Origin of the sequence: Alkalihalobacillus sp. FSL W8-0930, assembly GCA_037965595.1 — a bacterium.
Taxonomy (GTDB): Bacteria; Bacillota; Bacilli; order Bacillales; family Bacillaceae_D; genus Alkalicoccobacillus.
Window position 1 is genome coordinate 2,143,242 of record CP150183.1, and the last position, 14,624, is coordinate 2,157,865.

Here is a 14,624-nt window from a genome sequence, read left to right on the forward strand (position 1 = left end):
ATAAACACCGTTAATTAATGTACCATATGTTACTAGCTGTTGCAACTGCTAGTTTGCTTTTTGTTGAAATTTGATGATTAAATCTACTTCACCTTTACCCATGTGCAATCGTTTAGCGATTTCAGCAGGAGAAAACCCTTGCTTGTACAAGTTGAGAACAGTTGCCTGTGTAGAAGGTTGATAGGATGCATCTTCCTGTTTTTCTGTTGGAATAAGAGGTTTATAGTCCTGCGGTAATCCTGAATTGCTACTCTCTACCGAACGCTTAGGTATAGAGTCTACTTTTATTGTCTCAACACCAGATACCTGTTTTAGAATGCGTTCATTCCCACTTTTCATTTCTTCCGCAAAGACAAGAAGAGATTGCTCCAACTCATCTCTCATTTGTTCACTTTTATTTAGGCGTTTCTCGAGCTCTGTCACCCTTCGTTCAGTTGACTGTGCCCTGAGATATAGAAAACTGATTAAACAAATACTAAGGATACTTAGCACGACAGCCATGACGGTTCCTCCTTACATCGAATAATCGATATGTGTCCCCTTTGTTGGATGCTGACTTTTAGCAGAGGGTTCCTCATTCTGCTTCTTTTTTTGCTTTTTTTGTTGATGACCAGATTGGCTGGACCCTTGAAATCTAGCTTCTTTCTTTAAGTCTGAAGCCGGTATCCGTTTTCTCGCTAATTGCTCTGCTTGTCTGCCTGCCTCTGCCATCATTACTTCGTTCATTTGCACTCTTTGTTGAAGCTGCGTTTGTGCTTTGCTTGCTTTAAATGTATGAGATAGGGACCCTAACGCTTCAATTGGCTTAAAGCTCACGCTACACGCCTCCTTATGAGTAAGAACGACTTTGTTTCTCCATTACTTGACGTAGTTTAAATAAAGCCTTTGAATGGATCTGAGAAATGCGTGAGGTAGACAATTCTAAAATATGACCAATTTCGGTTAGTGTCAGCTCTTCGTAATAGAATAAACTAATGACAAGCTGCTCTTTCTCTGTTAGCCCTGCGATTACCTCTGCAAGTTCATCTTTCGTTGCCGACTCCATTAATGTAGCCTCAGGTGTTTTTGTTAACTTATCTTCAATTGTCGCAGCAAATGACTCCTGGCGTTCTGCCTCTTGTGTTGGCTCGTCAATTGATAATATATTTGCAACAAATTGTTCAGCCATGATTTGTGCTACATCAGATTCATCCATATGAAGAAACTCCGCGACCTCTGCACTTGATACATATCTGCCTTCCTGTTGTTCAAGCTTCTCAGACGCTGCCTCTACTCGCTTAATCTTTTCTCTCATTGAACGTGATAACCAATCTTCTTTACGTAACCCATCAATAATCGCCCCACGGACTCTAAACGAAGCGTACGTATCAAATTTCAAATCACGATTCGGATCAAATTTCTCAAGTGCATCCAGCAATCCATATAAGCCGTGACTTGTGAGTTCATCTTTTCGAACACTGCCAGGCAAGCCGATTGAAATTCGTTGTACGTGAAATTGTACTAATGGCAGGTACATTCTTACAAGATGGTCACACGCCTCCCTACTTCGGTCATTAAACCAATCTTCCCACATTTTTTCTTCTTTACTTAACCCTACATTTATCAATTTTACTGCACCTCCATTTCAATTCTTACAACGGGATTCAAGCGTTAGATTACTTTTGTTCCTAAGTGAACCGTTCGGATTGTTAGTTCATGAGTAGCTGGATTAAAGCTGATCGTTCGTCCATTTCTACCACCTGTATCTTCAGCTATTAACGGGATATTTAATTCGGTTAGTTGTTCTTTCACAGCGATGACATTTCTTTCGCCAACACGCATCATTTCATTTCCAGCTGAGGCAAACATTTGCGCACCACCCGCAATCTTCGCTTTTAACCGATAGCTAGAGGCCCCTTTAGCCCTGAGCAGCCTGACTAATTCCGGAATAGCTACATCAGCAAATTTACCGATCTTGTGCTCACGATTACTTGAGATTGTGACGGAAGGAAGCATGATGTGAGCCATCCCAGCGAACGTTGATCCTTCTTGATAAATGATTACGCCTACGCAGGAACCCAACCCAGAGGTTCGCAGAGGAGCCGTATCATTTGAACATAATAGCTCTGCCATCCCAATTGTGACCACTTCATTCATCGATCTCGACTCCTAGGGCTTTGAATAAAACGTTAAACGAATCTGGGTCGAACAGAAGCAAAATACTGCCGAAATTTCTAGTTGCTGTTTCACCATCAATCCTCATATGGGTATCAATACAAATTGCGACATCGCTTTGAATTAATAATCGACTTAATCCGTGACTGATGATAGCGCCTGCCATATCTATTGATAAATCTGGCACTCCCCGTGTAACCTGCAATCCAGTTAAATCAGCAAACGCAGAAAGATAAGAACCAATGACAATATTTCCTGCTTCTAGAAAAGCAGATTGACCATATTGTGCTGCAAGATCTTGATGAGTCGCTTCAGAAAGAGGATGCGTTAATTGCTGAATGACCGCATTTGATTGAGTCACATCCGAGAAAAAATAAACGCTTCCTGGTGTATCTCCAGTGACTGGAGTAAAGATGGCTGCAATCTCATTTTCTGATCCGCCCATACGGTCAGGAAGTTCATCAAATGGAATGACCGTCGCTTCTGGAATCGTCATTTCGATTTTTCTTCCTAACAATGCTGACAACGAGGTGGCGGCATGTCCGGCACCGATATTTCCAATTTCTCGAAGTACATCTAGATGAGTTGAATGAATAAACTCATAGTTTTTCATATCAACACCCCCCCGCTAACAATGAGCTCGTATTTGATTGGCCAACTCTTGCAAATGAACAACTTGATCAATTTTCCCTGTTCGAACGGCCATCTTCGGCATTCCATACACAACACTTGTTTCTTCAGACTGAGCAAGGGCGTAACATAGGTGATTTGTTTTTAATTGTTTCAAGCCTTCAGAACCATCGGAGCCCATGCCTGTCATAACCACTGCAATGACAGCCGCGTCATCTAATCGGGCAATTGATTGGTAAAGTACGTCTACTGATGGGCGGTGACCGTTTACAGCAGGCTCAGTTGATAATGTACAGATCCACTGATTACCTACCTTTTTAACCTTGAGATGTTTTCCACCTGGTGCAATATAAGCTGTACCATCATCTAACACATCTCCTTCACTTGCTTCTACTATACGAATATCGCTTAAGGAGTCCAGGCGATCTGCAAGTGATTTCGTAAAACCTTCTGGCATGTGCTGAACAATAACAATCGGCGCAGCAATGTTTTTAGGAATTTTCGTGAGAACATCCTTTAACGCTTTGGGTCCACCAGTTGAAACGCCTATAGCAACTAGTTTTCTCTCCTTTGGTTTATGAACGAAAGAAGATAATTTTATAGAAATAGGTTGAACGGGCTCTTGGGCAATAGGCTTCCTAACGTTTGCCTGTGCCGCAAGTTTTATCTTATCCCTAAGGAGATCAGCAATCGTAAATAAGTCTAGAGAGATGGAACCACTCGTTTTTGCAACAAAGTCAACCGCTCCTGCCTCCATGGCGAGCATCGTTGTGTGAGCGCCAATACTCGTTAGACTACTCACCATCACAACTGGGATTGGGTGTTCTATCATAATTTGCTTAAGGGCGCCTAGCCCGTCCAAAACAGGCATCTCTACATCCATCGTAATGACATCCGGTTTTAACTCTAGATTCTTTTTGGTCGCATCTTCACCATTTCTTGCTGTCCCTACTACAAAAATTTCAGGATCAGCTTGTAACATATCCGTTACGACTTTACGCATAAATGCAGAGTCATCTACTACTAGCACCCTAATTGGATTCATTGTAAGTCTTCCTATCTATACTTTTATTCATTTAACTGTTTCGTAGCTTTGAACCATTAAACCACTTACCTAAGCGAGTTAAAAATGGTCTAGCTTCACTTTGAGTCTCGCGATTTCCTCTTAACAAAAGATAGGTATCAACAATCTGTTTTGTTGCCACACTCGCTTTCGCTTGCTTTTGATAAACCGTATAAGGAACCTGAGCTTTAACAGCCTTAGAAACCGTTCTATCATGCGGTACCATGCCAAGTTTATGTAGTTCAAGATTTAGAAACCGCTTTGTCACGTGAGATAAATTAGAAAGTGTCAGATTTCCTTCACGGCTTGAATCCGTTTGATTGGCAATTGCGTAGATTTGAGGCAAATCCGGCAACATTGCCAATTGCTTTAACAAGCTATAGGCATCCGTGAGTGCTGTTGGTTCAGGTGTTGTAACAATAAATAGATCATTTGCAGATGAAAGTAACTCTAAGCTCTCTTCTGTTACGCCAGCACCTAAATCAAGAAAGATATAATCGAAATGACCCGCGAGTACTTGAAGCTGCTGTTGGAAATAAGACAAGTCCTCTTGCGAAAAGGAAGTCATCTCACTTAGACCCGATCCACCCGCTATATAGGAGATGCCATATGATGTTGTTTCCATGACATCCCATACAGCAAGTCGCAGCTTAATCATATCTTGCAAATGATGAGCTTGCCCAACACCCATAATCACATCAACATTTCCCATGCCACTGTCCATATCTAAAATTACAGTTCTCGCACCTGTTAAATGCAGACCAATAGCTAGATTTACACATAAGTTCGATTTTCCTACCCCACCTTTGCCACTTGCTACTGCAATGACTCGTGCCTCACTGGATTTGGTCATTAATCTTCTTAAACTCTCAGCTTGATCCATCAATTGTCATTCCTTCGAGTACTGCTTCTACGATGATGTCCTCACTTGCCTGGATCACATCATCAGGTACATTTTGACCATTCGTTAAATAAGCAATTCCAAGCCCTTCGTTTAAGCACACATTAACAAGAGCACCGTAGCTGTTTGTTTCATCTTTTTTTGTAAAAATCACCTGATGGACGGCTAACTGTTTAAACTGCTTAAGCACAGCCACCATATCCAAATATTTAGATGTAAGTGCTAAAACAACGTATAAAGATGCTTCCTCTGAGAGGTGAATTGTCTTCTGCAATTCTTTTAAGTAAAAGTCATGTGTGAAATTCCGCCCAGCCGTATCAACCAACACCACATCATACATTTCAAACTGATTCATTGCAGCGTGAAAATCTTCTAATGAATAAGCTACTTCAATTGGAACATCTAAGATGGAAGCGTATGTCTTTAATTGATCGATTGCGGCAATACGGTACGTATCCGTTGTTAAGATTGCTACTTTTTTCCCGTGTTTGATTGAAGCTTCTGCTGCTAGCTTTGCAATAGTTGTGGTCTTTCCCACTCCAGTAGGTCCAGCAAAAATCATGTATTTTTTATCAAATTGCGAATGTCCAATCGTTACCTGCTGCAACCGTCTTTTAAACCATTGTCTTGTAAACGTAATGACTGAAAGAGGCGTTCGATTCTCTTTTTCTTGACTGTACCAAAAGCCAAATGCATCTTCCTTTAATTCCTCACGTATGGATTCATCCACTCCTTGAAGACGTAGCTCTTGATCAATCTGTCGTATAAGCGCCGGTGCCTCTAGCTGAGTAGATGGAGTTTGTAACTGATTAAAAGAGATTTGCGTTTGAATAGGCTCTATCTCCTTTTTTTCTTGAGATAGCTGTGGTTGTTTCGTAGCAACAGCGCGCTTTGCTGGATCAACCGCCGCCGTGACCTCTAGTTTCTTTTTAGCAAAGAAACCAAACCATCCACCTGTTGAAATCTCTTTGGTGTGAAGAATGACCGCTTCACTACCTAATTCACTCTTAATCTGTTGTAAGGCTTCAGGCATTGTTTCAACTTGGAACTTTTTTAACTTCATTCTGCGTTCACCACTCCAACACTTTGGACTTCAATATCAACTTCGAGCTCGTTATACGAAAGAACTGGAACAGTTGGTAAGTATCGTTCAAGCAACTGCCTTACGTACATTCTGACAGCAGGCGAACATAATAGAATGGCTGATTGCCCCATTTGAGATAATCGATTGGTTTCTTCGACTGCAGAATCTAATATCTTTTGAGAATGAGCCGGATCCATAGATAGGAAGGTTCCATGCTCTGTTTGTTGGACTGAATCAGCGATAAGCTTCTCCACGGCTCCACTTAGTGTGACAACATAAAGGGGTTCGTTTTTAGTGGACACCTGTGTAGATATTTGCCTTGATAATGACTGTCGGACATATTCAGTCAACAGATCCATATCTTTTGTCATTTGACCATAGTCCGCAAGTGTCTCAAATATCATTGGAAGATTACGTATCGACACATGTTCCTTTAATAGATTGGTTAACACACGCTGAATATCACCAATGGATAATAAGGAAGGTGTCGTTTCCTCAACCAGTACCGGATATGTTTCTTTAAGGTGATCAATTAACTGTCTTGTTTCCTGTCTGCCTAGTAGCTCATGGGCGTGGCGTTTAATGATTTCGGTTAAATGAGTCGAAACAACAGACGGAGGATCAACAACTGTATAGCCTGACATCTCCGCACGTTCCTTCATCTCTTCACCAATCCACAAGGCCGAAAGCCCAAAGGCTGGTTCGATTGTTTCAATTCCAACAATGCTGTCATCTTCAAAACCTGGACTCATAGCCATGTAATGATCGAGAAGAACTTCACCCTTGGCAACTTCATTGCCTTTAATCTTAATAACGTATTCGTTTGCTTGTAGTTGTATATTATCTCGTATCCGAATAACTGGTACGATCATCCCTAGCTCAATCGCCATTTGTCGACGAATCATCACCACACGGTCAAGTAGGTCTCCTCCTTGATTCGCATCCGCAAGCGGAATCAGCCCATATCCAAATTCAAATTCAATTGGATCAATTTGTAGAAGATTTACGACATTTTCAGGAGAACGCATCTCGTCCGTTTCATTGTCATCCGGTATATCTGGCGCAAGCTCCAGATTCGTTTCACGCGCTTTAATGTTTTGTAGCTGCCATCCTGCAAATGCAAGCAAGCCAGCCATCGAAAATGTTAAGGTTTTGCTAATAGGCGTAGCGACTCCAAGTAAAAAGATAGTGCCCGCTGTAACGTATAATAATTTAGGATAAGCTAAAATTTGTTTTGTAATATCATTACTCAAACTGCCTTCAGAAGCAGCCTTTGTCACGATGATCCCTGTTGCGGTAGAAATTAAAAGTGCTGGAATTTGAGTAACTAGTCCATCACCTACGGTCAGTAATGTATAGGTAAGGACTGCAGTATTTAAATCCATGCCCATCTGCATCATACCGATGATTAATCCAACAATCATATTAATCGCTACGATGATGATACTGGCAATCGCGTCCCCTTTTACAAACTTACTGGCACCATCCATTGATCCATAAAAGTCTGCTTCTTTTTCAATTTTTTCACGGCGCTGTTTGGCTTCTGCATCTGAGATCAACCCTGCATTTAAGTCTGCATCAATACTCATTTGCTTACCTGGCATCGCATCGAGTGTAAATCTGGCTCCCACTTCAGAAACCCTTTCCGCCCCTTTTGTAATAACGATAAACTGGATAACGACTAAGATGATAAAGACAACAAACCCGACAACTGCATTTCCTCCAATGACGAAGTTCCCAAAGGTATCAATCACATTTCCAGCGTCCGCATTTCCTAAAATCGATCGAGTCGTTGACACACTTAAACCCAAGCGAAACAGCGTAATTAATAGCAGTAACGTAGGAAAGATCGAAAATTGCAGTGAGTCTGTTGTGTTCATAGCTACTAAAATAATTAGAAGTGACAATGAAATATTAAAAATGATTAATACATCAAGAATGGGAGGTGGAAGTGGAATAATGAGCATGATGATAATTAAGATAACTCCAAACAATACAGCTAAGTCTTTTGCTTTCATACTTGTTACGCCTCCCTTCCTTAGTTTTTAAGATGACTATTCGCTCCATGCGCGTCTTTTAGCCTGTACACATATGCCAATACTTCAGCAACTGATTTGAACAAATCTGTCGGAACCTGCTGACCGATATCTGTTTGATGATAAAGGGCTCTTGCAAGCACTCGGTTCTCAACCATTGGAATGGCATGTTCCTCGGCGCGCTTTTTAATCCGTTGAGCAGAAAAGTCTACCCCTTTTGCTACTACAAATGGCGCCTCTGCTTTTGTTTCATCGTATTTCAATACGACAGCAAAGTGAGTTGGGTTTGTTATCACCACATCCGCGTTCGGGATTTCCTGCATCATCCGCTGCATTGCAAGCTCCATTTGCTTTTGCTTTCGTTTTGATTTAATCCGAGGGTCACCCTCAATATTTTTGTGCTCGTCTTTTATATCTTTTTTTGACATTCGAATTTGTTTCTCATGGTCATACCGCTGATAAATATAATCTGGAATGGATAGAACCATAAGTAGGATCGCAACGGCAAGCCCCATAAGTACGGTTAACCAACCGATTACACCCATGGCATCTGTGATTGATTTCTGAGACAAGAGAAGCACTTCATCCAGATGCGTCCAAATTATAAAAACAACCGTTGCCCCAACAAACGAAATCTTTAAAACAGACTTTACTAACTCAACAAGTGACCTGGCAGAAAAAATGCGTTTAAAGCCTTTAATTGGATCTAATTTATTTAGTTTTGCTTTTAATGGTTCCGTCGTGAACATGGCCCCTACTTGAATAAAACTGCCAAACGAACCAGCAAAGGCGGCAAGCAGCATGAGTGGAAGTACAGCCACAAGTGCCTGAGTTGAAATCGTTAGAAATAGCTCAGCAACCGACTCAGCTGTGACTTCCGTAATCAAGTAGTTCGTGAACATCTCTCTCTGCATATCAGCGAACATGGAGACGATCATTTCTCCGCCGTACATCCAGAGAAAGAGAAAAACAATGAGCATCATAAGAGAGGTATTAACATCTGTACTTTTTGGTACCTGCCCCTTTTTTCTCGTTTCATCTCTTTTTTTGGGTGTGGCTTTCTCTGTTTTTTCATCTGCAAATAGTTGCAAATTCATTTTTAATAACAAGGTCTTACCCACCCCCAAGTAATTGAAGAAGTGTTCTCATTACGAGGATCGTTTCTTGGAACAGCTTTTGAACAATCATCATAAATACAGCCATGTACACCATAATGAGTGGAAGCCCTACTAATATCTTTAATGGCATCCCAACAACAAACACGTTCATTTGTGGAACGGTTCTTGAAACCAATCCTAAAGCCAAATCAACTAAGAACAAGCAGCCTGCAATAGGAAAGGCAATTTGAATGGCAACGATAAACATCGTTGCTAAAATGGAAACTGCTTGATTTAGTACTCGTTCGTCTCCAAAAGGTACTGAAAGTTGATCAATTGGGACGTATTGATAGCTATAATAAATCCCATCAAGTAGCAAGTGATGCCCATTAACTGTTAAAAGGAATAGCAAAGCAAACGTATATAAATACCCACCCGTTAAAGGACTCTGAGCTCCTGTCTGTGGATCCACAACATTTGCAATCATAAATCCCATCGTAAAGTCTATAAGCCCACCCGCAACCTGTATCGCGTAAAGCAAAATCATGGCTGCAAGACCAACAGCAAGCCCTACAGCTATTTCTTTTATAATGAGTAAAATATAATTCCAATTAAACGTTAGCTCAGGTATATCAAAGGCTAGCACCATAATCCAAGCAAGCATAATCGAAAGTCCTAGTTTAAAAATCATTGGAACTGACCGATGAGAATAGAGAGGCAAAACAACCATAAACGAACTTACACGTATAAAGATCAATAAAAAAGCTGGTAAATAGGCCGCGAGCTGTGTCATTATCCAATAAACCGATGTAAGTTAGAATAAATTTGGTAAGTGAAATTAGTAATCTGCCCTAGCATCCAAGGTCCAAATACAATTAAAGCGATCAATACGCCTACAATCTTTGGTATAAACGCAAGTGTTTGTTCTTGAATCTGTGTGGTTGCTTGAAAAATACTGACTAAAAGCCCTAACACTAATGCAATGATAAGAAGAGGGCCTGCAACAAGCAGCACGGTCCATACGCCATTTTCAGCAATGCCAATAACAAATTCCTGACTCATAAACACCCTCTCCTTACTGGAAGCTAAGTAATAGTGATTGAACGATTAAGTACCAACCGTCAACCAGAACAAATAATAAGATTTTAAATGGTAAGGCGATCATAACAGGCGGTAGCATCATCATCCCCATGGACATCAAGACACTCGCAACAATCATGTCAATCACTAAAAAAGGAACAAAGATTAAAAATCCAATTTGAAAGGCCGTTTTGAGCTCACTAATTGCAAAAGCAGGTACGAGAACAGTTAGTGGAATATCCTCTAACGACTCAGGTCTTTCAAGCTCTGCATAACCCATAAATAAAGCCAAATCCTTTTCACGTGTATGCTTTGACATAAATTCTTTAATCGGTGCTGTGGCCCGGTCAAATGCTTCTTCCTGTGAGATTTCATTATTAGCGAATGGTTGTAAGGCTTCTGAGTTAATTTCACTAAAAACAGGAGCCATAATAAAAAAAGTAATAAATAAAGCAATACCAATTAAGACTTGGTTTGGCGGCATCGATTGTGTGGCAAGCCCTTGTCTAACAAAGGAAAGTACAATAATAATTCGCGTAAAGCAGGTCATCATAATTAAGATTGATGGAGCTAGTGTAAGTACCGTTAACAAAAGAAGCAGTTGAATCGTAGTAGCTGCATTTTCGTTTGAGCCTGTTAACCCCGTTAAATCAAAATTATTCAGGATACCTGTGGTTGAAAGAATCAGATGCTCCACATTCATGGTTGACGCTCCTTCATGACCTTCTCAAGCTCCTGTTGCGACTTCGATGCTTCTTGAAGCTTCTCTTGGAATAGATCTTGAAAAGAGGATGGCGCTTTTACTTTGTCCTGTTGCGTTTCTGGTTGAGCTTTGGACCTTGTAACCTTTGATCTAAACCAATCAAACGCTTTTTGTGCAGGAACTTGTAAGTTGGCTTGGTCTTGCTCTTCTTGAATCCTTTTTAATTCATCCAATTCCTCTTCAGAATCAATTTCCTTAAGCAGTTGTATAGACTCTCCCACTCCAACGACTAACACACGATCTCCCACTTTGATTAGTTGAATGGACCGATTTGGCCCAAGGGGCATCCCACCGATATTTTCTAACACTTGAGATTGTCTAAACGTTTTTGTTCGTTTTCCTAAAAAGCGTACAAGACCATACATTAACGCAATAATGAGTGCCAATGATCCAATTAGTTTTAGGACTGTTAAGAATCCATTTTCCGGTACAGCAGCTGGCGTTTGATCCTCATCGGTAGTCCCTGTTTCCCCTAGACTACCTGCATCTTTACATTCTTTTTTAAAGATATCGTCCACCATGCCATTGCAGTCAGCCGCCTCCGCCACATGGGCGAAAGACAGCATGAAGCTACCTACAATGAGTAATACAGTGAAGAAATTACGCAAGTGTTTTATTAATCGCATCAATTACGCGCTCCGCCTGGAAAGGCTTCACAATAAAATCTTTTGCGCCAGCTTGAATCGCATCAATAACCATAGCTTGTTGTCCCATCGCCGAGCACATGATAATTTTTGCATTTGGATCAAATAACTTGATTTCTTTTAACGCACTAATTCCGTCCTTCTCAGGCATCGTAATATCCATCGTAACGAGATCTGGTGACAATTCTTTGTACTGTGCCACAGCTTCGTTTCCATCTGCTGCCTCACCCACTACATCAAAACCATTCTTCGTAAGAATATCCTTAATCATCATTCTCATAAAAGCTGCATCATCTACTACTAAAACCTTTTGACCCATTTCATTCATCCCCTATGCTATTTTAAATTTCGAATTCGTTCTGCTTGACTTACAATATCTGTTACACGAACACCAAAGTTTTCATCAATAACAACGACTTCACCTTTGGCTATTAACTTTTCGTTAACTAGAATGTCAACAGGTTCACCTGCTAGCTTATCTAATTCAATGATTGACCCTTGAGTAAATTCAAGAATGTCACGGATAGACTTGGTTGTACGTCCAAGCTCTACCTTTACATTTAACGGAATGTCTAAAAGCATGTCCAAGTTACCTGTTTGTGCACTTGTAAGCTGAGGTTGATCAAAGCTTTCAAATGCAGCTGGCTGAATGGTACTTGCTCCTCTTCCAGACATACCACCTACGTGCTGTGTCGATTCTTTTGGCTCGATTTGGTACGGACGCTCGCTTGACGCTTCTTCTCTAACTGGCTCTTGGCTAACGGGCTCAGATACCGCAGCTACTTCCTCAACAACTTGTGGTTCTTCTGGATTAGTCAGATTTTTAATAAATTCCTTCGCAAAAGCCAATGTGACGATCTGCATAATCTTTGAATCAATTAAGTCGCCTACTTGAAGCTGGAATGAGATTTTAACAAGAATCTCTTCTGGAGGGACATAGCCCGTGTTCTCCCCATTTTTGATATCCATTACATCAACGGATGGCGGCGAGATATCGATTTTCATATTAAACAATGTCGACATTGACGTAGATGCGGAACCCATCATCTGATTCATCGCTTCCTGCACTGCGCTAATATGCATGTCTGTTAATTCTTCTAGTGGGTTGGTTCCATCTCCACCGAGCATAAGATCAGCTATGATCGCCGCATCCGTGGTTTTAATCATTAAAAGATTTGATCCTTCAAAGCCTTCTGTGTATTCCACTTGAACGGCCACGTGAGGGCGAGGGAATTCTTGATCAAGATATTTTTTCTCAACGACAGTTACTTCAGGTGTTGTAATATCCACCTTTTGGTTAAGTAGTGATGATAAGGCTGTCGCTGAACTACCAAACGAAATGTTACCAATTTCGCCTAATGTGTCTTTTTCCATATCTGTTAAATATTCATTTGTATCCAGACTTGGTGCGGATTCCTCTTTGTCTTGATCACTATCCATCCCATTCAGCAATGCGTTGATTTCTTCTTGAGAGAGCATGCCGTCACTCATTCATCTGCCTCCTCTAATACTTCCGTTACTTGAACAGCTAATTTGTTTTTTTGCTTTCCTGGCTGTGCCAAGTACTTTGTTTCTCCACCTACACTTAGCACAAGTGGATGATGAATGGATTGATTTAATTCGATAACATCCCCGTGTCCTAAATGAAGAAATTCCTGTACCGTCATTTCCGATCGACCAAGCTCCGCCTGAACAAGCAATGGGGTATCTCTTACTTGCTTTTCAAGCTGTTTTTGCTCATTTGGACTACGCAGCTTCTTTTTTTCTTGAAGCCAATAGTGATTTGACAGCTTAGGAAGAATCTCCTCAAGCACCATGTGAGGCAAACAAATTGTGATCATCCCTGACGTTTCTGCGATGTTTGTCACGAGTGAAATCACAACAACCGTTTCGTTTGGAGGAACCATTTGTAGAAATTGCGGATTCACTTCAATGTCATCAAGAATTGGATCCATTTCTATCACAGAACTCCATGCTTCTGTGAAACTGTCTAACGTTCGTTGAAAAAGAGCTGACATAATCTTTGTTTCAATCTCTGTTAAACTGTCGATTTTATTTACACTGACACCTTTTCCACCCATTAACCGGTCAAGCATCGCATATGCAATGTTCGGATTAACTTCCATTAAAATGCGTCCATTTAAAGGAACAGGTTCAAATACATTTAAAATGGTCATCTTTGGAATCGAACTGATAAATTCCTCATATGGCAGCTGATCCACGGAGGCTACATGAATTTGAACAAAGGTGCGAAGCTGTGCTGAAAAAAAGGTTGTGAGTAACCTAGAGAAATTCTCATGAATTCGTGTCAAACTTCGAATCTGTTCTTTAGAGAACCTGAGGGCCCGCTTAAAGTCGTATACTCTTACTTTTTTCTGCGTTTCTTCTTTTTTAAGCTCCTCTGCATTCATCTCACCTGTTGATAATGCGGAAAGGAGCGCATCTATTTCACCTTGCGACAGTACATCTGCCAATGGACTCACCTCTTAATTCATCGCCATACTTATTGCAAAACCCATTCAGTCATATACACCTTTTGAACCGTTCCCTCTTGCATGAGTTCATTAATTTGCTCTTTCAGTTCTTCTTCCAGAGCCAATTTTCCGTCAGGTCCACTAAGATCCGTTGCCTCTTTCCCTGATAAGGTTGTAATGATGACGTTTGTTACTTGAAAATCTCTTTTTTCTAGTTCATGTAGCGCATCCTTACTATCTAGTTGAATCTTGTATTTTGAACGAACAAAGCCATTGTTTAATAGATTGGTCGTTAACTCTTCCGTATCATAGGAGCGTTCAATAATTTCATCAATCGTCGGCTCTGCATTTTCTTTTTCTCCTGCAGTTATGTAATCCCAAGATAAAAAGACGGCTCCACCAGCCACAGCTAATGTTAAAAACATAACTAGCAAAACAACACCTAGCTTACTTTTAAACACTTACTTTCCTCCCTTCTTAAAAACTGATCCCAGGACCCCCACTTTCCCAAAACAATCATTAATGAGTGTATATACTTCTTCGATCTCATTTTTGACAATGATCTTTTTTCCGCCTATTAACGTAATACTTGTTTCTGGGATGGCTTCTACTTGCTCAATTAATAACGCATTTAACAAGAAAAATTGTCCATTCAGTCGTTGTAGTCTTATCATCTCATTATGTAGCAGGCACATACT

19 protein-coding genes are annotated in these 14,624 nt (G+C 40.7%); all 19 read right to left on the minus strand.

The genetic code is table 11. The features are described from left to right. Nucleotides 1–48: 48 nt before the first annotated feature. The 19 genes from NSQ54_11420 to NSQ54_11510 all read right to left on the minus strand — a co-directional run bounded on the left by NSQ54_11420 (nt 49) and on the right by NSQ54_11510 (nt 14,621). Nucleotides 49–501, minus strand: a complete 453-nt coding sequence (locus NSQ54_11420) for a hypothetical protein (GenBank protein WYP24942.1) — start codon at nt 499–501, stop codon at nt 49–51. A gap of 12 nt (nt 502–513) precedes the next feature. Then, nucleotides 514–816 carry a hypothetical protein gene (locus NSQ54_11425; GenBank protein WYP24943.1) on the minus strand — a complete coding sequence of 101 codons (303 nt, stop codon included), beginning with the start codon at nt 814–816 and terminating at the stop codon, nt 514–516. Nucleotides 817–829: 13 nt separating this feature from the next. Beyond that, on the minus strand, nt 830–1,573 hold the full coding sequence (locus NSQ54_11430; protein ID WYP28546.1) for a FliA/WhiG family RNA polymerase sigma factor: 744 nt from the start codon (nt 1,571–1,573) through the stop codon (nt 830–832). A 77-nt stretch (nt 1,574–1,650) separates the two neighbouring features. Then, nucleotides 1,651–2,136, minus strand: coding sequence for a chemotaxis protein CheD (locus NSQ54_11435; protein ID WYP24944.1), 486 nt, complete (start codon nt 2,134–2,136; stop codon nt 1,651–1,653). After that, nucleotides 2,129–2,767, minus strand: coding sequence for a chemotaxis protein CheC (locus NSQ54_11440; GenBank protein WYP24945.1), 639 nt, complete (start codon nt 2,765–2,767; stop codon nt 2,129–2,131). Before NSQ54_11440 ends, NSQ54_11435 begins: the two co-directional genes overlap by 8 nt. Before the next feature lie 15 nt (nt 2,768–2,782). Next, complete coding sequence (locus tag NSQ54_11445) at nt 2,783–3,829, minus strand: chemotaxis response regulator protein-glutamate methylesterase (protein ID WYP24946.1); 1,047 nt, start codon at nt 3,827–3,829, stop codon at nt 2,783–2,785. A 31-nt stretch (nt 3,830–3,860) separates the two neighbouring features. Continuing rightward, complete coding sequence (locus NSQ54_11450; GenBank protein ID WYP24947.1) at nt 3,861–4,730, minus strand: MinD/ParA family protein; 870 nt, start codon at nt 4,728–4,730, stop codon at nt 3,861–3,863. Beyond that, nucleotides 4,717–5,811, minus strand: a complete 1,095-nt coding sequence (locus NSQ54_11455) for a flagellar biosynthesis protein FlhF (protein WYP24948.1) — start codon at nt 5,809–5,811, stop codon at nt 4,717–4,719. Before NSQ54_11455 ends, NSQ54_11450 begins: the two co-directional genes overlap by 14 nt. After that, nucleotides 5,808–7,850 carry a flagellar biosynthesis protein FlhA gene (flhA, locus tag NSQ54_11460; protein ID WYP24949.1) on the minus strand — a complete coding sequence of 681 codons (2,043 nt, stop codon included), beginning with the start codon at nt 7,848–7,850 and terminating at the stop codon, nt 5,808–5,810. The genes NSQ54_11455 and flhA overlap by 4 nt, the downstream gene beginning before the upstream one ends. A 20-nt stretch (nt 7,851–7,870) precedes the next feature. Beyond that, on the minus strand, nt 7,871–8,965 hold the full coding sequence (gene flhB, locus NSQ54_11465) for a flagellar biosynthesis protein FlhB (GenBank protein ID WYP28547.1): 1,095 nt from the start codon (nt 8,963–8,965) through the stop codon (nt 7,871–7,873). A gap of 16 nt (nt 8,966–8,981) precedes the next feature. Next, nucleotides 8,982–9,758 (minus strand): flagellar biosynthetic protein FliR, encoded by a 777-nt coding sequence (gene fliR, locus NSQ54_11470; GenBank protein ID WYP24950.1) that lies wholly within the window; start codon nt 9,756–9,758, stop codon nt 8,982–8,984. Next, on the minus strand, nt 9,758–10,027 hold the full coding sequence (gene fliQ, locus NSQ54_11475; GenBank protein WYP24951.1) for a flagellar biosynthesis protein FliQ: 270 nt from the start codon (nt 10,025–10,027) through the stop codon (nt 9,758–9,760). Before fliQ ends, fliR begins: the two co-directional genes overlap by 1 nt. A gap of 13 nt (nt 10,028–10,040) precedes the next feature. Then, the gene (gene fliP, locus NSQ54_11480; GenBank protein WYP24952.1) at nt 10,041–10,748 is read right to left on the minus strand and encodes a flagellar type III secretion system pore protein FliP; all 708 of its coding nucleotides are present in this window, start codon (nt 10,746–10,748) and stop codon (nt 10,041–10,043) included. Beyond that, nucleotides 10,745–11,434, minus strand: coding sequence for a flagellar biosynthetic protein FliO (fliO, locus tag NSQ54_11485; GenBank protein ID WYP28548.1), 690 nt, complete (start codon nt 11,432–11,434; stop codon nt 10,745–10,747). The genes fliP and fliO overlap by 4 nt, the downstream gene beginning before the upstream one ends. Further along, on the minus strand, nt 11,409–11,771 hold the full coding sequence (locus tag NSQ54_11490) for a response regulator (protein WYP24953.1): 363 nt from the start codon (nt 11,769–11,771) through the stop codon (nt 11,409–11,411). The genes fliO and NSQ54_11490 overlap by 26 nt, the downstream gene beginning before the upstream one ends. Nucleotides 11,772–11,788: 17 nt before the next feature. Then, nucleotides 11,789–12,943 carry a flagellar motor switch phosphatase FliY gene (fliY, locus tag NSQ54_11495; GenBank protein WYP24954.1) on the minus strand — a complete coding sequence of 385 codons (1,155 nt, stop codon included), beginning with the start codon at nt 12,941–12,943 and terminating at the stop codon, nt 11,789–11,791. Next, nucleotides 12,940–13,926 (minus strand): flagellar motor switch protein FliM, encoded by a 987-nt coding sequence (gene fliM, locus NSQ54_11500; GenBank protein WYP24955.1) that lies wholly within the window; start codon nt 13,924–13,926, stop codon nt 12,940–12,942. The genes fliY and fliM overlap by 4 nt, the downstream gene beginning before the upstream one ends. Nucleotides 13,927–13,955: 29 nt before the next feature. Continuing rightward, nucleotides 13,956–14,387 (minus strand): flagellar basal body-associated protein FliL, encoded by a 432-nt coding sequence (gene fliL, locus NSQ54_11505; protein ID WYP24956.1) that lies wholly within the window; start codon nt 14,385–14,387, stop codon nt 13,956–13,958. Further along, nucleotides 14,388–14,621, minus strand: coding sequence for a flagellar FlbD family protein (locus tag NSQ54_11510; protein ID WYP24957.1), 234 nt, complete (start codon nt 14,619–14,621; stop codon nt 14,388–14,390). Nucleotides 14,622–14,624 lie beyond the last annotated feature (3 nt).